Here is a 21,298-nt window from a genome sequence, read left to right as displayed (position 1 = left end):
GGCCGACCGCATCCCCTCCGGAAGTCGTCGAGTGGCGGCACACACCTGCCCGATGAGGATCCATCGGGAGCGTTTGCCGCCACTCGACGCGTTTCAGGGGCGGGTGCGGGTCACAGACCTCGAGCGCGGCCCGGCTCAGGCGGTGAAGAGACGCGCGAGGTTCGCGAGCGACGACGCGAGACCGACCGCGTGCTCCACCGCGGAGATGCCGGCCGGCACCCGCTCGGCCCGGATCTCTGCGATACTGCCGCCCGGCGTCGCGGGGTCCTCGCGCACCCGCCAGGTCAGGAGCATGGTGCCCGCGAACGCCGGATCGTCGGAGACGAAGTCGACCTCCTGCACGACCCGCTCCCCCTCGACCAGTTCGACGAAGCGGGCCTCGACCACGTCGGTGCCGTCCGTGGTCTTGCCCCTCGGTGCCTGGCCGCGCTCCCCCGCGTTCTCGTAGGCGAGGGTCATGCGGTACCCGCCGCCGGGCGTCGCATCGAAGCGTTCGAAGCTACCGCTCATGCCCTGCGGCGGGAGCCAGGCAAGCAGCAGTCCGGGATCGACGAAGGCGCGGTACACCTCGGCGGGGGTCGCGGCGATCGGGCGGGAGGCGGTATCGGTGCGAGGCATGCCTCGACGGTAGCAAGCCGAGCCTCGCCGGTCATTCCCCGGCGCCGGTTCCCGTCCGGCGCTTGCACCTCGTGTCTTCGCTCGGGTCCGGTTCCTGCCACCACTGTCCGATTCTGAGGCGCGTCGGCGGACTCCCTGCGTCCGCCCAGACCCGTCTCACAGACGGAGGTCCATGCTCAGGCTGAGTTTCGCGCCCAGACTGAGTTTCGCGCTCAAACTGAGTTTCGCGCTCAAACTGAGTTCCGCGCCCAGACTGAACAATCCAGCCGGGTTCTCAGTCTGAGCGTGGATCTCAGTCCGGGAGGCAAGCCCTAGCCGACGAGCCCCCTGCCGTCCCGCCGACAGCTCGCTGCGAACCCGCGCTCTGGCGGCGCCACGATTGCCGGAGCCGCATCGACCGGGCCCAAATCATCCCTATCTGCCCAGGAAAAGGATGATTCGGGACTGGTCGATCGCGTGGTCGCAGCCAGCGGGCCGTCCGCGCTACGCGCGGAACCGAGGCACCGATCCGCGTGCCGGAGCTGTCGGAGCTGGAACCATCCGCGCTACGCGCGGAACCGAGCCGATGGGCACGCCCTGGTTCAAGCTCGAGGCGGGACCACCCGCGCTACGCGCGGAAGCGAGAGGACTCATCCCATGGCAGTTGATCGCTGGTTCGGACCATCCGCGCTACGCGCGGAACCGAGGTCCAGATGAGCGCAGACTGGCCCGGCCCGCGGGGATCATATGCGCTACGCGCGGAACCGAGCTTGGCCTGAGCGGAATCCGTGCCGGCGAGGTCGGATCATCCGCGCTACGCGCGGAACCGAGTTCTGCTGCTCACTCACGGCGAGCTCCTTTCCGGGATCATCCGCGCTACGCGCGGAACCGAGGGGAAGGCGGTGAACTCTGCCGACACGATCCGGGGATCATCCGCGCTACGCGCGGAACCGAGCCCGTGAACTGGGTCGCGGAACGCATGTGGCAGGGACCATCCGCGCTACGCGCGGAACCGAGCTGCCGCAGCTGATCACGGGCGCGGTGCAGCTGGGACCATCCGCGCTACGCGCGGAACCGAGTTCCCGACGCACCGGCCTGGCCTCGCCGACCTGGGACCATCCGCGCTACGCGCGGAACCGAGGGCATCCAGGATCTCGCGAAGCAGCCGGTGAAGGGACCATCCGCGCTACGCGCGGAACCGAGTCGGCGGCTGTCTGCTTGGACGAGTCGACCGGGGGACCATCCGCGCTACGCGCGGAACCGAGCAGGCGGAACGCACCGTCGGGCGTTGAACCGGAGGACCATCCGCGCTACGCGCGGAACCGAGCCCCGTACCGATCCCGGTGCGGGGTTTCGTCGTGGACCATCCGCGCTACGCGCGGAACCGAGCCGGACGTGACCCCGCAGGGGACCACGGTCAAGGGACCATCCGCGCTACGCGCGGAACCGAGGTCTGAATCGGGCGCACCGTGAACGGGGCCTTCGGACCATCCGCGCTACGCGCGGAACCGAGGACGGGCAGCTTCTGATTGATCCTGGCGCGACGGGACCATCCGCGCTACGCGCGGAACCGAGATCTGGCCGGAAGGGATGCGGATCGTTCCCGCGGGACCATCCGCGCTACGCGCGGAACCGAGATCTCCGGCGTGGCCGGATGGTACGGGATCGCGGGACCATCCGCGCTACGCGCGGAACCGAGTCCTCGCGGCGGTGCGACATGTCGCCTAACCGGGGACCATTCGCGCTACGCGCGGAACCGAGACCCCTGCGGCGAGCGCGGGGCCGTTGATGAGCGGACCATCCGCGCTACGCGCGGAACCGAGAGCTCGATGAACATGGTGTCCTCTCAGGTGTTGGGACCATCCGCGCTACGCGCGGAACCGAGGCGATCTCCAACGCCAGCGAAACTCTGTCGTCCGGACCATCCGCGCTACGCGCGGAACCGAGACCGAGTCATGCGAATCTGCAGGTTCGGAGCGCGGACCATCCGCGCTACGCGCGGAACCGAGACAGCGGCCGCGACCTCGGCAATCTTGTCCCAAGGACCATCCGCGCTACGCGCGGAACCGAGCTGACTCCTTACTTGCTCGCCGCCGCGGCGACCGGACCATCCGCGCTACGCGCGGAACCGAGACGGGGTGGATGCAGCGCACCGACAAGCTCGGAGGACCATCCGCGCTACGCGCGGAACCGAGAGGCGCTGAGGGAGTACGGCGGAGACATGGCCCGGACCATCCGCGCTACGCGCGGAACCGAGTGCGGCCTCGTAGGCGTCCTTGATCACCTGCCAGGACCATCCGCGCTACGCGCGGAACCGAGTATCGCCGGCTCGCCCGCAACGGCATCACCTCGGGACCATCCGCGCTACGCGCGGAACCGAGGCTTCATGACCAGGGGTTTCTCCGAAGAGAAGTCTACATTCGCTTCAGTTACGCACGGCTATCCCACCGTCCGGAGCCTTGAATCATCGAGAGGTCCCGAATCCACCTATCAGCCACAGGAACAGGCGGAATTGGGACTTCTCGATCAGTGGGAAACATACGCGCGGGCGTGCACGCGACGAGAGCACCTCCCGCACGGGCGAGCACTCTCGCCGGCCCCACGAAACACGAGACCTTGCAACCCCTGGCGCCCGCCCGAGCCCGTGGCGCGTCGGCCACTCCCTGCATCCACCAAGACTCGAACTCGAGCTGAGAACCACGCCCAGCCTGAACAATTCGGTCGAATTCTCCGTCCAACAAAGAGCCTCAGTCCATCAGCAAGGTTCTTCCCGCGCGTCCAATGCGCCCTTTCCGAGTCCGCGCTACGCGCGGAACCAAAGCTGACCACGGCGACCAGTCGGCGTGCGCGCCCAGACCGTCCGCGCTACGCGCGGAGCCGAATCGATGCCGAGGATGCCCTCGATGTCGAGGAGGGGACCATCCGCGCTACGCGCGGAGCCGAAACTCCCCGATCAGGCGTTTCGTCACGAAGAACCAAGAATCGTTTCAGTTGAGCCACAGCCACACGGCCCCTCCCAGCCAGATCGGTCTCAATCTGGCTCGGTCGCTTCACGCGGTTCAGCGCCCTGCCCCGAAGCTCACCAACCAGCACGCATCTGACCAAGCCGACGGATCAGCAATCCGTTCAGTGTGGCTATCGGCCGAAGCGGTAGCGTTTCGCCGCGTTGCTCCATCCGCCGCGCCTCGTCGACTTCCTGGGCTGCGATGTCTCGACGGCATCCGAATCTCCCGGAACCGCATGAACCGGACTGCCTTCTGAGCGTTCCGGCCGCTGGCCCCGTTCCACCTGTTCGACATTCGGTCTCAGCATCAGGGTAATTCCGTCAATATCAATCGGCTCCCAATGATGCCCATGCACCCGAACGTCAAGGCCCTGCTCAGTCCGCACCGATCTGACGAGCACTGCGCGTCCCTGGCCGATCATCTCCGTGGTCCGCTCCCAGAGCAATTCACGCACACGCCCGCTCACCTTGCCGACGAACACTCCTGAGGAAATCTCCATGAGCCAGCGGGTCAGGAATCCTCGTAGCCCGGTGGGAACCGCGGTAAGGACGAGAACAATCATGGTTCTTTCTCGTTCCAGAATTGTACCTGCCGGCTCCTTCACGCGAATCTCCCTGTCCGTAGCCGGTTCCTGCGGGGACGGTCGCTTGTCCGTCACCGATTCCATCCCACAGCCGCACTGCTCCATCTTCAACCGTGGCGACAGTCGGATCCGCATCCAGATCAGGCAGGAGGAGCCTCTGCAGGTCGCGCGTACATCTCCGCAGAAAAGCTCCGCCGTGCAGCACTTCCCAAAGGCCCCGCCGTGCCTCTCCTCCGACGTCGAGTGGCGGATCCGCCGCGAGGTCGAATGCCAAGGGAATCGTCAACTCCGCTTTGTACAGGTCCGCGATATCGTAGACGAAAGAACGCGCGTGGCCGGTATGCACGAAACCGAGCGCCGGAGAACACCCCAGCGCAACGATCACCGAGTGAACGACACCATAGAGGCTGGTATTCGCAGCCGAGAGCGCTTGATTCACTGTGTCGCCGCCCGAGAAATCACCAGGATCGTACTCACGTTTTGACCACCGGACTCCGGCTCGCTCGGAGTGTTGCCGATAGATGCGCCGAACCCGCGCCCCTCTCTCCCGCGGAGCTGCTGCGGAGTGAGACTCGAGAGGTCTTCCCCGGGGAAGCGCATACGGTACATTTCCCGAGCGACTCTCAGGCGGCTGCTTCTCCGAGAGACCAGGGCAGCCTGCGCCTCGAGTAGGCGGGTATTCGACGAGAGTCCTCTCCCGTGCGCGTAATATCGCACGCCCTGCTCGCCAGCCTACACCGCGGTCGAGCCGCTTTCCGCGATGAGCATCATCGCGTGGTGGCCCACCGTGGTCCCGGGCCCGAGCAGAAGCACCCCGAGTGCGGCCGCGGGAATGTGCACGACCCCGTTGTCACCGTTCGCCGTGACCGCGTTGCTCTCACGGTGGATCTTGCAACGCTCCAGATAGAGGAACGAGAGCCGGTCCTCGGCGCGCGTCAGCTCGCCGGGCTCCGCGGGACGCGCACCGGGGATCGCCACAGCGTCACCCGATTCGCGCGACCGTCAGGAGCCCGCAGCCGTACGCGCGGGCGGAGCCGATACCCTGCCGCAATGCGGCACGGAAGCGATCGGCATCGGTCACCTGGAGCACGCCGTCGAAATCCACCGCCTGCACGGTCACGGTCCTCCCATCGCGCGGAAAGCGGAGCAACTCGCTCCGGACGACTCGAGTGGTCTGCGCCTCACCCGTGATCAGATTTCCGGTCTCGGCTTCCACGGCTTCGACCTCGTGGGTCGCAAGCTCGAAACCGTGCTTCTCCGCCTGCCGCGAGAGCCACCCGAGCTGGTGTTCCACGGTTCGGTGCGCGACGATCTTGCCGCGTTTGGCACCGTCCTCGGGTTTCAACGCCCGGACCGGGTTGCCCGTCAGGCGGAACGCCCAGCGTTGCCCGACTGCCATCCCCGAGAGGTGCGTGTCCATCGCGGCCGTATCCCAGCCGTGGCCGAGCGCCGGCCATCCGGCCTGCTCGACGAGGTGGGTCAGGTCTGGCTTCGCCGGGCTCGAGATCACGAGGTACCGTTGCTCCGCGACCCGATCCAGGCGCCAGAGCACGCGCCCGGTGTCCGTCGGAGACGGGTCCGGGAAGCCATGCAGCACAGCGGCGTGCATAGCCTGCGCGTTCGCGAGCAATTTCATGGCTCCCCGGCGCCGCGGGTTGATCTGAAATCTCGTGAGGTACATCTAGGCTCCTTCGGCCATTGCGGCGAGCACATCGTGCGCTCCATCGGGGAAGGCCGGCGCCGGCCCGGCGTCCTCCCCGGATTTGTCGTCGTCCGCACCTGCGAAATCCGGGTTGGGCAGCCACACCCGAGACACCACGACCTCGCGCCAGCGGTGCTCCCTGCGCTCGGGATCGAAGCTCACCGGAACGTCGCGGATCCTTTCGTCCCCGGTTTCGCCGGGAGCCGCATCGATCCGCGTCTCGAGCATGATCTGGGGGCTCTCACGGTGCCGGGATCGTTCGATGGGACCGGCTCGCCAAGCGGTCGTCTCGAAGGCAGCCTCGATCGTGCCGTCGAGGATCTCGGTCGGGATCGGGCCGGCGGGCGGGCACGCGCGTCGGCCGAGGGAGAGCGGGAACACCGGCCTCCGGAGGTGCGCCTCGATCCGCTCGAGGAAGTCTCGATCGGCGCTCTCGAGCGCGGTGAGGAACACCGCGTCCGCGAGCATGTAGCGGTCCGACAGCGGCATCGAGTCCCGGCCGTCCAACGAGCGAGCGGTCTGGAAGTCGCGGATCACACGCCCCGGCTGATCGGACCGGACTCCGAAACGAAGCCCGACGAGATCGGTCAGCGCTTCGGTGCGCCTGACCCCTTCGCCGCGGCGAGCAGTCCGAGGACACCGCTCTTCGTCGGTGCGGGCTCGGTCGTGCGCGCCGAGAAGCGGCTGCGGGATCCCCAGGCCTGCAGCGGCCCCGAAAGGGTGAGCAGCAAGGTCGGCATGGCTACTCCGCGAGACGCTCGGCGACGGTCTCGCCGACGCCGGACACGAGCTCGGCGAAGCTCACCGTCTCTCCCAGCGTATCGAGCGGCTCGGTGCCCGTACCGACCCTGACCACCCATCCGCGCTGCGGGGTCGTCCCGAACGCCGAGTCGATGGCCTCGGCATGATCAGCGAGCCGTTCGGCCGCGGCCGCGATCCGGTTCGGCCCGGCCACCGGGGTCTCGAAAGCACCCACCAGGTTCACGGACTGGGTGTCGCGCACCGTCACGACGACGGCGTCCGGCAGCGTCCGGTTCGCGAAGGTGTTCTGCTTGCCGCTCGGCATGCTCGTGGTGAATGCTCGGATGAAGGCTTCCACAGCCCGGCGGGTCGCCGCGTCGTCGCCGAGGTTGTCCCGAAGCCGATCCACGTCGACCGTGGCGTAGCGGTAGAGCGTGGAGGAGTTGAACTCGACGGTGCCGATCATCGCGGCGCCCGCGTCGTCGCCGGCGCTCCGGTCTTTCGCATCGTCGACCGCCGTGAAGTAGTCGAAGTCGTTCTGCACCTCGTGCACGCTGATGGCGTGCGCCACCTGAGCGGCCGCATCGACGTTGAGGTCGGTGTGGTCGGCGACCATGCGCCCGAACAGGGCGATGTCGATCGAAGACTCCTCGGCGAGCACCTTCTTCGGCGCCCCCGCCTTGATCGCGGCGGCTTCGTCCTCCGAGCTGTGCGCCTCGATGGCGAGGCTCGCGAGCCGATCGAGCTGGCTGTTGCTCAGGAAGTAGAGGAACTCGGACTCGGCGGGCCCGGCCGGCTGATCCTTCTTGGCTCGCGGGGCCTTCAGCTTCACACCGGCCGCCTGCAGCACGGCCTCCGAGATCCTGCCGGCCTCTTCCTCGGCGAGTCCACCGCGATCCGCGATGCGAACCGCGAGCGCTTCGACGAGCCGCTTGGTGCGCAGTCCGAGATCGCTCCGGTCGAGCACATCGCTGAAGCCGAGGCGGGTGGCGCGCTTCCAGGCCTGGCTCGAGACCCGGGAGCGGAGCACGCCGCCGTAGACCGCGGTCTTCGGGCTGCCGGTGTCGTCGCGGTTCAGGTTGCTCGGCGGGACGGTCTGGAGGATGTTGATGTCGATGATCGTGCGGGACATGTTCTCCCTTTCGGGTCGTGCGGCTTCGGCCGCGTGAAGTGTGGCAGTCGGAGGGGCGGCAGCGGCTATTCGGCCGCGGGTGCCGGTGCCGCCTCGGGGGCCGGATCGGGCTTCTGCGCCCGGCCCGGCCGGTGGAAGTGCCTCCCCCATCTGAGGCGCACGAGCGCCGCGGAGCGGGGATCGGAGAGCTTGCGGAGGTCTTCGGCGAACAGTCCGTAGTCGAGCGCGATCTTCTCGGCCCGGAACTGCTGGATGAGGCCCCTGGCGTGGCGCACGAGCTCCGTCTGGTCGGTCGCCGTGCCGACGGCGTTGAACCGCCGGAGCACCCCGGCCTCGCTGCGCTCCCCCAGGTCGATCCGGAGTTTTCGAGCGGCTTCTCCGAAGGACCGGCCTTCGAGGTGCATGCCGCGCTCTCGATGGCCCTGCTGGTGCAGCGCATACAGCGTCAGTGCGAGGTGCGCAGCCCGCTCCTCTTCGCTGACGGCATCGCTCCGATACCCGGGCACGAACACCCCAGGGCTGGTCCATTGGAGCAGTTCGATGATCTCCCCAGGGCCTTTTCCGATCCCGCGCCTCAGCTGCGCCAACGCGCGGACCGCCCATGCCTCGTCCGCGAGATACCCGCGCTGCAACCGAAATGCCTGTGCGGCGACCGCGTGTCCGAGGCCATTGCGAGGCCTTCGGCCGCCCTCTGCCCCGGGTCCGCCGTTTGCCGCGCTGTCGCCAGCAGGAGGTTCGACCGGCGTCTCCGTAACTTCGCTGCCCTGCTGCGCGCTCATGCTGTTCCTTCCTCGATGATGTCGCCACGAGCGTTCGACCGGGCGAGGTTCTTCCGAAGCTCCGCTAGAAATTTCTGCTCAACGGTGCAGGTGTTCACCGGGACCTGCCGGCCGTTCACCTGCATGGCACGTCCCTGCCAGGCGACCGCATTCGCTGCCCGCACGCGCTCGGCAGCAAGCTCGAGAACCATCGTTTCAGCCTGCGCCTTCCAGTTGTCGAGCTGCGGTTCGGCATCGGCATCGGGTTGCAAACCGTTCAACCACATCCGGAACGGCCAATCGAGCGCAGAATACCCGTCTTCGGCCGCGCGCGCCCGAGGTCCTTCCGGATCGCCGCCGGCGGCGAACGCGAGATCGCCGGCGAGCCTCACGAGTTCTCTGACCGCGACATCAGCAGCCTCGACACCGCGTTCGACGGTCCCGGAGAGCTCGCCGCCGGCCTCGATCAGGGCGGCGAGCGGAGCGGAGATGCGGTCGTCGATGATGTCGGTGACGACGGACTGGTTGCTCCCGTACTCGACGCCGAACGCCCGCGGCGCGATCCGTGTCTCCTTCGGCAGGATCCCGTTCAGCATCAGGTCCGCGTGCCAGGTGAGCACCTGCGGCGGAAATGCAGGCGCCGGCTCACCCGCGGACCCGGAAGCGGTGCTGCGCACGACGAGTCCCGAGATCCCCCGCCAGAACGCTCGGCCGAGCTGGTGCGCCCGCGGCATGTAGACCGGGCCCGCCTTGAGTTTGTCGGTCTGCGGCTTGCTGTACCGCCAGGCCGAGTGGAACTCGCTCGTCCACTGGTTCTGCGGCCCGATCCGGTCGCCGTTGCCGAGCACGCAGCCGACCACGGAACCGCTTTCGACCACGAGCCGGATGCGGCGGGACTGCCAGGTGAGCAGGTCCACCGGTCCGGTCGGCATCTCGTTCGGGCGGGCCGCCGCGGTGTCCGGTTCCCGTTCCCAGGGTGGCAGGTCGGTCGCGGATCGTTCTTCCGGGTCGGGCGGCAGATTGAGCAGCAGGGTGCGATCGAGGGACTCCCCCTCGATGAGGATCCCGCCGATAGCACCCGCCCAGCCGGTGCCGATGGGGTATCCCTTGCCGCCCTTGGCCCGCGCGTCTCCTACCATGCCCGACTTGATACCCGACGGGTCGTAGGCGTGCGCGTGCACGAGCCACCGAGCGGCCTCGGCGAAGGACAGGCGTTCGAGCGCCGAGCCGGCACGGCCGGTGAACAGCCGGCTGTTCGATGGCACGTCGAACAGCAGCGGGGTGATGTCCTTCACCTCGTTCTTCGCGGTGCGCAACTCGGCGACCTGGAAGAAGGGGGTGACGGGATGGAGGAGGTCGAAGCGATCGGCGAAACCGGAGAGGTAGTCGAGCACGGGCTCCGCAGGGATTCCGTGCTCCCAGAGTTCCGTCCACCCCTCGGGATCATCAGGATCCTCGAAGCGATCGGCGAACGCGCGACGCAGGATCGCGAGGAGGAGCCGGGTAATCGCAAAGGTCTGCGTCGGCAGCTCTCCGATGATGTCGCGGATGCTGCATGCCTCGCGGAACACCCCCGAGAGCGAAAGCTCGCGCTCCGACCCGTCGGCCATGAGGCACGGGATCCACGGCTCCGTGATCAACGAGTACGTCGGACGGTCACCGGTCATCGCGCGCCTCCACGCTCAGCCCGTCTCGCTCCGAGTACCGCAGCACGGCACGCGGCAGCACGCATCGCCCGTCGCTGTCGAACACCACCATGAGCTCTCCTCTCAGTTCGATCGCCTGCTGCAAGCGCTGCGAAGCGTTCACTGGCAGATTTTCGAGATCGGTTATCAGCTGTTCTATTCCGTACCGCTGACATTGGCCCTCCGGGATCCGGACCGCAGCGCGAAGAATGCGCCGCGCAGTATGCCGATCGGGCGCACCGACGAGCGGCACCTCGACCGGCCCGCCGCTCCACCAGTCCGGCGTGCGCAGCTGTTCGTCCTCGCTCCCGAAGAGCGCGAACACCTCCAGGCTCTCCCCGGAGAGCCGCACCGCGGCTCTCCCGCGACGCTCACCGGACTCCGCGTCCCCGACGGAGTTCAGCGCCCATTTCGAGAGGCTGGTTCGACTTCGCGGCACCGGGCGGAGCAGGAACGGCTCCGCCGTGTGCTCATCCTTGTGCCGCTTCCGTTCGAACTCGGTCTTCGCTTCGGCGAGCGGCTCGACCCAGGCGTCGCTCCCGGCGACCTCGCGGTCCGAGTACACGGCCTGCACGAGCGGCGCGATGTCGCCTGGCAGGGCGATCCGGTCTCGACCGTCGAGCACGGCGAGCGTGCGCAGACACAGGTGCTCGCCGTAGATCCGTTTGGTGCCTCCGACGATCTCCGGGGGTTCCGAGGCCCAGTCGGCCCCGGTGAGCACGAGACGAGGAACACGCACCTTCGACGGCCGGCTCCCATCGGCCCGTTCGTGCCGGTGCAGTCGCCCGGTGCGCTGCAGCAGCAGATCGATCGGGGCGAGATCCGAGATCATCAGGTCGAAGTCGAGATCGAGCGACTGCTCGATGACCTGGGTGGCGACCACGATCGCCCGCACGGGACGTCCGGTGCTGCGGCTCGGAGAACCGAAATGGTCGAGGAGTTCGCGGTCGCGCGCGACCCGGTCCTCGGCGAGGAAGCGGGAGTGCGCGAGGATCACGGGCGTCTCGGGGAACGCTGCTCGCAGGTGGGCCGCGGTTTCCTGTGCCCGGCCGACGGTGTTCCGGATCACGACGGCGCACCCGCCGTCGCTGAGGCGATCGCCGAGCATCGCCGCGAGTGTCGGGAGCCCGTCATCGATCCGGTCCACCACCACGGATCGCTCGGAACCGGTCCATTCGGGGAGGCCGACCTCGACCGCGGAATCTCCGCTCGCGACGAGCACCGGATACCCGATGTCGCCGGCGAGCGGTGCGCTCAGCTCGGCGAGGTCCGCGCTCGACAGTTTGACGCCCCGATCCGCGGCCCGGCCCCGTTCGTATGCGGCGACGAGATCCTGCCGTCGTTCGGCAGGCAGCGTTGCGGAGAGCATCACCGTCGGCACCCCGTAGGCGCCGAGCCACTCGACCGCGCGGAGCAGGAACTGGCTCATGTAGGTGTCGTAGGCGTGGGCCTCGTCGATGACCACGACCTTGCCGGCGAGCGCAAGCTGACGGAGCGCGAGGTGCCGGCTCGCCAGCGATCCGAAGAGCACCTGGTCGATCGTGCCGACGACGAGACTCGCGAACGGCCCCTTCTTACTTCCGGAGAACCAACGGTGCGCGATCACGGATCCCGGCTGTGCGCCGCGCTCCCCCGGATCGATCGATCCAAATCGAGCCGCGCGCATCAGTTCGAAGAACTCTTCGTTCATGTCGGCGCGACCGTGGGCGAGGAACACGCTCGTCCCGATTCCCGCACGGTCGGCCCAAGCACGCAAGCGCGTGAAGATCGCGTCACTGGTGGCCTGAGTCGGAAGTGCGAAGAACAGGCCGTTCCGGCCGAATCGGGCGGCGAGCATCTCGGCCGCGGCGAGCGCGGCCTCGGTCTTCCCGGCTCCCATCGGAGCCTCGAGAATCAGGAGGCCGGGTTCCTGGATCGTCTGCGCGAGCGCGAGGAATTCACGCTGTACCGCGTGCGGTCTCGCACCCGCGGGGAGTTGGAAACGCGTTCTGAAGAACGCGTCAGGATCCTGACCGCTTTCGAACTGCGGCGACCAGTTCGGCGCGGGCGCGAAGGCAGCCCAGGCCGTTCGCGAGCGGGCCGCGGGGTCCGCATTCGGCGCGAATCGCTCTCCCACCCGGACCAGCGGGAAGAAGTCGATGTTGCTTGCGATCCAGTCGGCGATGATCAGCATGCCGGTCAGCAGCACCAGGTCGCTCTGCCGCAACTCTGCCCGCAGGATCCGGTCGAGGTGGGGCGCGACGTCGGGGCGGGACGCGGCGAGATCCACCAACTCCTGGCGGAGGCTCTCCCATTTGCCGGTCCCGCGGAGCAGCGGGAGCTGTTCGACTCGGCCCACCAGCAGGGGATCCAGGGGGCGACCGTGATGGGTGCCGACGACGCTCCCGAGCTGCGTCGCGAGTTTCCACTCTGCGCCGCGCGCAGCCACCCAGTCCCGTAGGGAAAGGAGAGAGATCAGTTCGTGGCGCACCAGGGACCGGTCGGGGTCGTTCCGCACGGCGGCTTCGACCTTCAAACCGTGCTCGGCCATCGCGTCGGCGAGAGTCGGCTCCTGCGCGAGGAACGCCGGCGAGGCTTTCCCAACATCATGCGTCTCCGCGAGCAACCGAACGAGTCCTCTGGCTGCGTCGACGCTTCCCAGTCGTTCTGCCAGACGATTGCGGATCGACGACGCCCAGAATCCGCGATCCCACAGCTCGACCGCGATCCCGCCCGCGTCTTCCAAATGCTGCGGAAGCGAGAGCCAATGAGTGACCGGCCCCGGCCCACCGCTGATCCCGAGTTCGTCATCACCTCGAAAGCTCTTCGCCCAGACAGCCCAGGAGGCGGAGCTCAGCGCCACGTGCGACTCCTTTGATACAAGCATCGGCCGGCTGTCGGATGAGGACGACGTCTCACAGCTGGTTGAATGTTCCACTAAAACTAGTACACAACGACCGTAAGAGCCAAGCGGTATTCCCGGGAGCTCCGTATTTCAGCCCCTAAATTGCGGGATCCGCGCTGCGCACAAGACAAGGTTCCACGGCGTCTTCTCGGCAGGCGCAAAACCGGGACCATCCGCGCTACGCGCGGAACCGAGGCGACGCCCTCGAGGTGGCCGAGCGGTGCGTCAGGACCATCCGCGCTACGCGCGGAACCGAGAGGCCGATGCGGACGAGCGTCACGGCGGACACGGGACCATCCGCGCTACGCGCGGAACCGAGAGGCAGAGCCCCGCGAGTGCCCGATACCCCAGGCGGACCACCCGCGCTATGCGCAGAACCGAGACCTCGATCGCCACGAGCGCGATCTGAGAGTTGGGACCATCCGCGCTACGCGCAGAACCGAGCGCGACGCGCTCGACTCCATCTGCGTCAAGGTGGGACCACCCGCGCTACGCGCGGAAGCGAGACTATGACCGACCATCGCGACGACGGATTGCTGGGACCACCCGCGCTACGCGCGGAAGCGAGATCGGCGGCCCGATCCGAGAGCCAGCCCGGTGCGGACCACCCGCGCTACGCGCGGAAGCGAGTGGGGCGAAGCCGTGGCGCTCGGCGCGTTCCACGGACCACCCGCGCTACGCGCGGGAGCGAGGACACCGCGATCCCGCGCGGCGACGGCACATGGGGACCACCCGCGCTACGCGCGGAAGCGAGGAGCTTGGCCGCGAGCAGGCGAAGGCTCTCGGGGGACCACCCGCGCTACGCGCGGAAGCGAGTCCGTTACCAACGGTAGATATATCTCTATTCGGGGACCACCCGCGCTACGCGCGGAAGCGAGGAGGCCGACAACCCGAACATGAGCTACGGCGAGGGACCACCCGCGCTACGCGCGGAACCAAGGCTTCTTGATCAGGGGTTTCTCCGAGGAGAAGTCTATATTCGCTTCAGTTGCGCACGACTCCCCCACCGTCACAGAGCCTGGGACCTCTCGATGGGCGGGAAGCATGCGCGCGGTGCATGCGCGCGATCAGAGCACCTCCCGCACGGGCGCACACCCGAACCCCGACTCCGAGACCCCAAAACCCCGAGACCCGCGCTACAGTCGCGACCGGTGCTGCTCCCGCAGCTCGGCGACCGCGCGTTCGAGCGTCGGATCGTCGCCGCGCGCGAGACCCGCGTACTGCAGCACGACGCCGTCCTCCGTCGCCTGCGCCTTCACCCACATGCGGCGGCGCGGCACGAAGAGCGAGGTGAGCAGTCCGCCGAGCGCGGCGAGTGCGAAGATCAGCACGTAGTTCTGCGCCGGGTTCTGCATCACGTCGAACGAGCCGTAGCGGGGCACCGCGTCGAGCGTGATCGTACCCATCCCGTTCGGCAGCTCGGTCGTCTCGCCGGGCTTCAGCTCGATCGACTTCTTGCCGATCGCGCGCCCCGTGAGCTGCGTCATCTTGCTCGTGTCGAGCGCGTACACCGACTGCGGGATCCCCTGGTCGATGCCGAGGTCGCCCGAGAACACGTCGAGCGTGAGCACCGGGTTCAGCAGGTCGGGGTAGTTCGACGTGAACGCCCCGCTCTCGAGGTCCGCCTTGGTCGGGTAGAAGAAGCCGCGCAGGCCGATCTGCGTCGACTTGCCGTCCCGGTCCTTCAGACCGTAGGGCACCTTGAGGACACCGAGCGAGGTCAGCGTGCTGTTGTCCTGCGGGATGAACGGCATCGATTCGCTGTAGACGACGGTGCCCTTGGGATCCTTGATGGTGATGGTCGGCGCATAGCCGTTGGCGATCAGGTAGATCGGGGAGCCGTGCACGCGCAGCGGGTGGTTCACCCGGATCTCGTCCTTCGAGGTCGACCCGTCGGGATCGATGAGCGTGACGTGCGCGATGTACTCGAGCACCTGGCCGATGGCCTTCGTGTTCTTGTCGTTCGGCGTGACGTACTTCACGTCGAGGTCGTCCAGTCGCATGCGGAACGGCGAGAGGGTGGAGTCGTCGAAGGAGCGACCCGAGTTGGCGGAATCGTAGTCGATGAGCTGGTTCAGCAGGGTGTCGCCCTCGACCAGCACCTTCTGCCCGTTGAAGCTGAGCGCCCCGCCGAGTGCGACGCTGACCAGCACGCCGACGAGCGACAGGTGGAACACGAGGTTGCCCGTCTCGCGCAGGTAGCCGCGCTCGGCCGAGACCGACACGGATCCGGGCCGCCCACCCCGTCCTTCGACGCGCTGGATCTCGGTCCGGTAGCGCTGCTTCTTCAGCACCCCCGCGGCCTCGGCGACCGCCCGCTCGGCGAACTCGTCGCGTTCGGCGGCGGACGCGTCCGAGTTCGAGATCCGGATCTCGGAGAAGCCGGCCATGCGCTGCAGCCGGGCCGGGGTCTTCGGAGGACGCCCGCGGAGCGCGCGCCAGTGGTGCAGGATCCGGGGCAGCACGCAGCCGATCAGCGAGATGAAGAGCAGCAGGTAGATGGCCGAGAACCAGACGGAACCGTAGACGTCGAACGCCTGGATCGGGAAGGCGTCGAGGAACTTGAACAGCTCCGGGTGCTGCTGCTGGTACTGCAGCACGCCGTTCGGGTCCGCGCTGCGCTGGGGGACGAGGGATCCCGGGATCGCGGCGACGGCGAGCAGGAGCAGCAGCACGAGCGCGACGCGCATGCTGGTGAGCTGGCGCCAGAACCAGCGCAGCCAGCCGACGAAGCCGAGCTCGGGCGACTCGACCTTCTGCGGCGCGACGCGGCCGCTGTTGCCGTCGTCGTAATCGCTCGGTCGACTCAGGTTCTCGCTCTTCCGGCCGCCTCCGCGGGAGTCCCGGGAACGAGGATCAGAGGATCGGGGCATAGCTCGAGATCACCGCCTGCAACGCAAACATCATCCGGCTCCACAGGCCGGTCACCATCAGAAGTCCGATCAGGATCAGCAGGCCGCCGCCGATGAGGTTCATCACGCGGATGTGCCGCTTGAAGAAGCCCATGGTCTGGGTCATCCAGCCGAACCCGAAGGCCGCGAGCACGAAGGGGATCCCGAGCCCGAGGCAGTAGAAGATCGCAAGGATCGCGGCGCGGCCGACCGATCCCGACTGCGAGCTGAGCGAGAGCACCACGGCGAGCGTCGGCCCCATGCAGGGTGCCCAGCCGACGGCGAACACGATGCCCAGCACGGGAGCGCCGATGAGCCCGACTCGCGGCTTGAGCCTCAGCTTGGTGGTGCGCTGCATCCGCGAGAAGACGCCCATGAACACGAGTCCCATGAGGATCACGACCACGCCCATGACGCGCGTGATCGCTTCCTGCCAGTCCCAGAGCCAGAGCCCGATCGAACCGGCGAACACGTTGATGAGCACGAAGACGAGCGTGAAGCCGAGCACGAAGAGCAGGGATCCCAGCAGCATGCGGCCGCGTTCGCGGCGGCCGGCGCGCCGGGGATCCGCCGCAGCGTTGCTGCCCGCCCCCGTCCCTGAGGTGCCGGAGACGTAGGCCAGGTACCCGGGCACGAGTGGCAGCACGCACGGCGAGAGGAACGACACGAGGCCCGCGGCGAGCGCGATCGCGACGGCGACGACCAGCTGGCCGTCGGCGACGAGTCTGCCGATCTCCCCCACGGCGCTACTGGGTCTTCTCGGCGAGGGTCTCGTTGAGCATGGAGCGCAGCTGGCCGGCGTCGGCGAGCTGGCCGAGCACGCGGTGCGCGACGCGCCCCTCGGTGTCGAGCACCAGGGTCACCGGCGTGGCGTTCAGCGGGATCGCCCCGGCGAACGCGCGCTGCACGCCGCGATCGCCCTCGACGTCGAGGATGGACGGGTACTTCACGCCGAACTCCTCGGAGAACTGCTGCGCCTGCGCCGCCTGGTCGCGGGTGTTGACGCCGACGAACTCAACGCCCTTCGGCGCGAACTCCTGCTGAGCCGTGTTGAGGTCCTTGGCCTCGACACGGCAGGGGGCGCATCCCGCGTACCAGAAGTTCACGACGGTGACGTGGCCGAGCGTCTGCTTCGATCCGAAGGTCGAGCCGTCCTCGGTCTTCCCGGAGTACTCGACGGGGTCCTTGCGTTCGGCGGGCGGAATACTCACCGAGGATCCGTCGCCCGAGATGTAGCCCTTGCCGCCGCCGTCCTTCCACTGCTCGGGAAGGGTGTCGTTGCCGCTGCAGCCCGTCAGTGCGACGGCCGCCGCGAGCGGGATGGCCAGGAGTGCGGCGACCCTCGCCGCACCGCGCCGGTGCTTCGATCGAGCGGTCACACGGCACCTACATCCACGGAATCCTCCACCAGGTCTGCGGCGGGCTCGCGGTAGTCCACTTCGAACCATCGCTCCCCCCGCCGCTCGAACGTCGTGATGCTCGACAGCGCGCAGCGCCGTTTCGCAGGGTTGTGCGCGAGCGACCTGCCCGCGATGTCGAGGTGGGCGATCCAGATGGGGGCCTGATGGCTCACCATGACGATGTCGCCGTCCCGCACCGAGTCCCAGTGGTCGTCCATCGCCTCGCGCACGCGGCCGGCGATCTGGCGGTACGGTTCGCCCCAGCTGGGACGGAGCGGGTTCCACAGCTTGGGCCAGTTGCGCGCCTGCTTGAAGGCGGCCTCGGGCCCCGTGTTGGGGAGCCCTTCGAAACGGTTCGTCGGCTCGATGATCCGCTCGTCGGTCACGATCTCGAGTCCGAGCGCGGCCGCGACCGGTCGCGCCGACTCCTGCGCGCGCTGCAGCGGGGAGGCCACGAGCTTCGCGACCACGCGGTCGCTCCCCGCGATCTCGAGCGCCGCGGCCTCGGCCATGCGGTGACCCAGCTCGGAGAGGCGGTACCCGGGCAGACGTCCGTAGAGGACGCGGTCGGGGTTGTGCACCTCCCCGTGGCGCACCAAATGCAGGAGTTTGTCGCTCACTCCTTCATTCTACGTTCGACTCGTCTGGGCGTTTGCCGGTGGCCGCGGCGGCCGGGCCGAACCGAGCCGAACCGAACCTGGCCGAACCTGGCTCGCCCGGCCCCGCGGGGCCGGGCGACGCAGCGCCGGTTCAGCCCAGGTCGTCGAGGCGCTGCGCGTAGGTGAAGAGGTCGAGCACCCGCACCCCGTCGATCCAGAGCCCGTCGCGCTCGGGCGCGCGCTCGAACCCGAGCGCATCGTAGAGGCGGTGGGCGCCGCGCATGTTCGGCGCCGTCTTGAGCACCACCGCGGCGAAGCCCTGCGTCCGCGCCTCCGCGAAGACGTGCCGCATGAGCGCGGCGGCGATCCCCCGCCTGCGCGCCTGCACCGCGACGCCGAGCAGCCGCAGGTCGAGCTCGTCGTCGGCCACGTCCTCGTGCAGGGGCGGTCCGCCGGCCCGCCGCGTGGTGACGCTGCCGAGCAGTGCGCCGTGCTCGTCGGTCGCCACCCAGACGTCGAAGGCTTCCGCCCGCACCGAGGAGCGGTGCATCGGGTCGTCGTCGTGCTCGTCCTCGCCGTAGTCGTGCGCGTACGCGGCGTCGATGAGCCGGTCGATCTCCGCGTACTCGGTCGGCAGCGCCGCCCGGATCCGGGTCTCGCTCCCCACGGTCATGCGCCGGCGCGGGCGTTCGCGGGGGTCCACCCGAGCGCGGGGCCGATGCGCGTCGCGAGCTGGTGCAGGATCTGCTTCCAGTCGGCCAGCTCGAACTCGAACGGCAGCTCGAACAGGTAGTCGTCGGCGGCCTGGAACGCGATGTCGGTTCGGATGAACTCGACGATCTCGTCGAGCGAGCCGAGCACGTCCTTCGCGATGATCGTGTTGCGGCCGTGCACCTGCTCGGTGCGCGGGTTGCGGCCCTCGGCATACTCGCGGTACTTCCGCTCCTGCTCGGGCGTCGCGCCGTCGGTCGGCACGATGACGCGCGCGACGGTGGCCCGCGCGGCGTCGCCCGCGGGGTGGGCCGCGCGGAACGCGTCGATCTGGTTGCGCTGCGCCTGCGCGAAGTCGGTCACGCCGTTCTCGGCGGAGCTGATGTTGCTGACGAGCCAGTTGAGCCCCGCGGATCCGGCCCACTCGGCCGAGCGGAGCGAGCCTCCCCGTACCAGAGGCGGTCCGAGAGGCCCGGGCTGTGCGGCTCGACGCGGTCGGAATCGAAGTCGCCGCCGATCCCGTTGTACTCGGGCACCTCGCGCACGGGATTCCCCGCGAGCAGGCTGCGCAACCGCTCGATGCGCCCGTAGCCGTAGTCCTCCTCGCGCCACCCGGTGTCGTGCACGAGGTCGTTCGCCGCATCGTCGTAGGCCGGCGGGTGCACGCTGAGTCCGGGCAGCGCGCGTCCGCCCGAGATCACGTCGACGGTCGCGAGATCCTCCGCGAGGCGGAACGGATTCTCGAAGCCGACCGGGATCACCGCGTTGCCGAGTCCGATCCGCTCCGTGCGCTGCGAGATGGCGCCGAACAGCACCGCTGGCGACGAGACGCCGTGCTGCAGGTGCCGGGTGCGGGTCCAGCCGCTGTCGAGCCCGAGCTCCTCCGCGTAGCGGAACAGCTCGATGGCGTCGTCGAAGCCCGCACGCGGGTTGTCCCGATCGAACGGGACGAGGTGGATGAATCCGAGATGGCGCAGGGGGCGCGGATCGGTCATGGGAGTCTCCTTCTGCTTCTGCAATGCGGGCGGGATCGGCGCGGTCGACGCGGTCAGATCTGGTAGTCGGGGGTGCCGAGCGCGAGGTGGTACTCGCGGAGGAACGCGCGGGTGCGGCTGCCGACGTCCGCACCGAAGAACGCCTCGGGCGACGCGTCCTCGATGACGTCCCCGCCGTCGAAGAACAGCACCCGCTGCGCCACCTGCCGCACGAAGTGCATCTCGTGCGAGACGATCACCATCGTCTGGCCGTCGGCCGCGATCCCGCGGATGGTGGAGAGCACTTCGCCGACGAGCTCGGGATCGAGCGCCGAGGTCGGTTCGTCGAGCAGCAGCACGCTGGGCTCCATCGCGAGCGCGCGGGCGATGCCCACGCGCTGCTGCTGGCCGCCCGAGAGCTGCGCCGGATAGTGCGCGGCGTGGCTCGCGAGGCCGACGCGGTCGAGGTGCTCGAGCGCCCGCTGCTCGGCCGTGCGCCGGTCGAGGCCGCGGATCACCCGCAGCCCCTCGGCGACGTTCTCGAGCGCGGTCTTGCGCGAGAAGAGGTGGAACTGCTGGAACACCATCGCCGTGCGCCTGCGGAGCTCGAGGATCTCGGAGCGCTTCGCCGTCGCGGCGTCGACCGTCAGGTCGCCCACCGTGATCCGCCCCGAATCCGGGTGCTCGAGGAAGTCGATGCAGCGCAGCAGCGTCGACTTGCCCGCCCCTGAGGGACCCACCACGGCGGTCACCGTCCCCGGTTCGAAGCGCAGAGTCACGCCGTCGAGGATCGTGCGATCCCCGAAGGACTTGCGGACGGCGTCGAGCGCGATCATGCGGGCACCTCCGCGGTCTTCGGGTCGAGCGCGGTGGGGCGGGCGCCCGACGGGCGATCCGGCCCGGCGGCCGCGCCGCGCCCCCGCTTCGGACGCGGGATCGGACGCTGCATGCGCCGCTCGACGATGCGGGTCCCCTGCTCGATCACGACGGTGAGCCCCCAGTAGATGATGGCCGTCGCGAGGTAGGCCTCGAAGTAGTGGTAATCGCGTCCGCCGAGGATCTTGGCGTACGCCGTCACCTCGATCACCGAGACCACGAACGCGAGCGACGACTGCTTCAGCATGCCGATGAACTGGCTGACGAGCGTCGGGAACGCGACCACGCTGGCGTTCGGGATCGTGATCCGGCTGAGCGTCTGCCACGGGGTCATCCCGAGCGACTGGGCGGCCTCGATCTCACGGCGGTCGACCGAGAGCAGCGCCGCGCGGATCGTCTCCGAGGCGTACGCCGCCTCGGCGAAGGCGAAGGTGATGGCCGCGACGACGAACGGCGAGAGCGCGAGCGCATCGAAGTTCGTCCCGGCCGCCTGGTTGATCAGCAGCACCGCGATGGGCACCGCGTTCACGTTGAGCAGCAGCTGCACGAGCACCGGGGTGCCGCGCAGGTACGACACGATGATCGCGTTCAGCTGGCTCAGCACCGGGATCCGGCTCATCTTGATGAGCGCCATGACCAGCCCGATCACCGTGCCGAGCAGCGTGGCGACCACGCTGAGCGCCAGGGTGATCGGGATGTAGGGCAGCAGACCGACGGCGTACTCGCCGACCGCCCCGAAGTCGATGATGGTCACGCGCGG

18 protein-coding genes, 1 pseudogene and 2 CRISPR repeat arrays are annotated in these 21,298 nt (G+C 68.6%); all 19 genes and pseudogenes read right to left on the bottom strand.

Annotated features, from left to right (window positions below; all coding sequences use genetic code 11):
* Positions 1–135: 135 nt before the first annotated feature.
* The gene (locus tag AB3K78_RS00470) at positions 136–618 is read right to left on the bottom strand and encodes an SRPBCC domain-containing protein (protein ID WP_416445196.1); all 483 of its coding nucleotides are present in this window, start codon (positions 616–618) and stop codon (positions 136–138) included.
* A gap of 471 nt (positions 619–1,089) precedes the next feature.
* Positions 1,090–2,978: direct repeats of the CRISPR family, unit length 29 nt; unit sequence GGACCATCCGCGCTACGCGCGGAACCGAG.
* A 754-nt stretch (positions 2,979–3,732) separates the two neighbouring features.
* Entirely contained in the window at positions 3,733–4,164 is a 432-nt protein-coding gene (gene cas2e / locus AB3K78_RS00465; protein ID WP_416445194.1) for a type I-E CRISPR-associated endoribonuclease Cas2e, read from the bottom strand.
* Positions 4,049–4,624, bottom strand: coding sequence for a hypothetical protein (locus AB3K78_RS00460; protein ID WP_416445192.1), 576 nt, complete (start codon positions 4,622–4,624; stop codon positions 4,049–4,051). Before AB3K78_RS00460 ends, cas2e begins: the two co-directional genes overlap by 116 nt.
* A 293-nt stretch (positions 4,625–4,917) precedes the next feature.
* Complete coding sequence (locus tag AB3K78_RS00455) at positions 4,918–5,163, bottom strand: hypothetical protein (RefSeq protein ID WP_416445191.1); 246 nt, start codon at positions 5,161–5,163, stop codon at positions 4,918–4,920.
* A 4-nt stretch (positions 5,164–5,167) separates the two neighbouring features.
* Complete coding sequence (cas6e, locus tag AB3K78_RS00450; protein ID WP_416445189.1) at positions 5,168–5,866, bottom strand: type I-E CRISPR-associated protein Cas6/Cse3/CasE; 699 nt, start codon at positions 5,864–5,866, stop codon at positions 5,168–5,170.
* Positions 5,867–6,627, bottom strand: a pseudogene (gene cas5e, locus AB3K78_RS00445) (type I-E CRISPR-associated protein Cas5/CasD).
* Between the two features lie 2 nt (positions 6,628–6,629).
* A complete protein-coding gene (gene cas7e, locus AB3K78_RS00440; protein ID WP_416445187.1) occupies positions 6,630–7,760 on the bottom strand; it encodes a type I-E CRISPR-associated protein Cas7/Cse4/CasC in 1,131 nt (376 codons plus the stop codon).
* A gap of 65 nt (positions 7,761–7,825) precedes the next feature.
* Complete coding sequence (gene casB, locus AB3K78_RS00435; RefSeq protein ID WP_416445185.1) at positions 7,826–8,539, bottom strand: type I-E CRISPR-associated protein Cse2/CasB; 714 nt, start codon at positions 8,537–8,539, stop codon at positions 7,826–7,828.
* A complete protein-coding gene (gene casA / locus AB3K78_RS00430; protein ID WP_416445183.1) occupies positions 8,536–10,185 on the bottom strand; it encodes a type I-E CRISPR-associated protein Cse1/CasA in 1,650 nt (549 codons plus the stop codon). Before casA ends, casB begins: the two co-directional genes overlap by 4 nt.
* On the bottom strand, positions 10,175–13,045 hold the full coding sequence (gene cas3, locus AB3K78_RS00425; RefSeq protein ID WP_416445181.1) for a CRISPR-associated helicase Cas3': 2,871 nt from the start codon (positions 13,043–13,045) through the stop codon (positions 10,175–10,177). The genes casA and cas3 overlap by 11 nt, the downstream gene beginning before the upstream one ends.
* Before the next feature lie 208 nt (positions 13,046–13,253).
* Positions 13,254–14,027: a CRISPR direct-repeat array (repeat unit 29 nt; unit sequence GGACCATCCGCGCTACGCGCGGAACCGAG).
* A gap of 196 nt (positions 14,028–14,223) precedes the next feature.
* The gene (resB, locus tag AB3K78_RS00420) at positions 14,224–15,897 is read right to left on the bottom strand and encodes a cytochrome c biogenesis protein ResB (protein WP_416447271.1); all 1,674 of its coding nucleotides are present in this window, start codon (positions 15,895–15,897) and stop codon (positions 14,224–14,226) included.
* A 46-nt stretch (positions 15,898–15,943) separates the two neighbouring features.
* Positions 15,944–16,720: a cytochrome c biogenesis CcdA family protein gene (locus AB3K78_RS00415; RefSeq protein ID WP_416445180.1), complete on the bottom strand. Its 777-nt coding sequence runs from the start codon at positions 16,718–16,720 to the stop codon at positions 15,944–15,946.
* Between the two features lie 4 nt (positions 16,721–16,724).
* Positions 16,725–17,357: a TlpA family protein disulfide reductase gene (locus AB3K78_RS00410; RefSeq protein WP_416445179.1), complete on the bottom strand. Its 633-nt coding sequence runs from the start codon at positions 17,355–17,357 to the stop codon at positions 16,725–16,727.
* Positions 17,354–17,998 (bottom strand): histidine phosphatase family protein, encoded by a 645-nt coding sequence (locus AB3K78_RS00405; protein WP_416445178.1) that lies wholly within the window; start codon positions 17,996–17,998, stop codon positions 17,354–17,356. Before AB3K78_RS00405 ends, AB3K78_RS00410 begins: the two co-directional genes overlap by 4 nt.
* A gap of 130 nt (positions 17,999–18,128) precedes the next feature.
* Positions 18,129–18,650 (bottom strand): GNAT family N-acetyltransferase, encoded by a 522-nt coding sequence (locus tag AB3K78_RS00400; protein ID WP_416445177.1) that lies wholly within the window; start codon positions 18,648–18,650, stop codon positions 18,129–18,131.
* A complete protein-coding gene (locus AB3K78_RS00395; protein ID WP_416445175.1) occupies positions 18,647–19,051 on the bottom strand; it encodes a hypothetical protein in 405 nt (134 codons plus the stop codon). Before AB3K78_RS00395 ends, AB3K78_RS00400 begins: the two co-directional genes overlap by 4 nt.
* The gene (locus tag AB3K78_RS00390; protein ID WP_416445173.1) at positions 19,048–19,683 is read right to left on the bottom strand and encodes an LLM class flavin-dependent oxidoreductase; all 636 of its coding nucleotides are present in this window, start codon (positions 19,681–19,683) and stop codon (positions 19,048–19,050) included. The genes AB3K78_RS00395 and AB3K78_RS00390 overlap by 4 nt, the downstream gene beginning before the upstream one ends.
* A 53-nt stretch (positions 19,684–19,736) precedes the next feature.
* Positions 19,737–20,498 (bottom strand): amino acid ABC transporter ATP-binding protein, encoded by a 762-nt coding sequence (locus AB3K78_RS00385; protein ID WP_416445171.1) that lies wholly within the window; start codon positions 20,496–20,498, stop codon positions 19,737–19,739.
* Entirely contained in the window at positions 20,495–21,292 is a 798-nt protein-coding gene (locus AB3K78_RS00380) for an amino acid ABC transporter permease (protein WP_416445169.1), read from the bottom strand. The genes AB3K78_RS00385 and AB3K78_RS00380 overlap by 4 nt, the downstream gene beginning before the upstream one ends.
* Positions 21,293–21,298: the final 6 nt, after the last annotated feature.

Source organism: Leucobacter sp. HNU (assembly GCF_047946755.1).
Lineage (GTDB): Bacteria > Actinomycetota > Actinomycetes > Actinomycetales > Microbacteriaceae > Leucobacter.
Note: the sequence above shows the minus strand (reverse complement) of the source record. Positions and strands in the feature narration are given on the sequence as shown.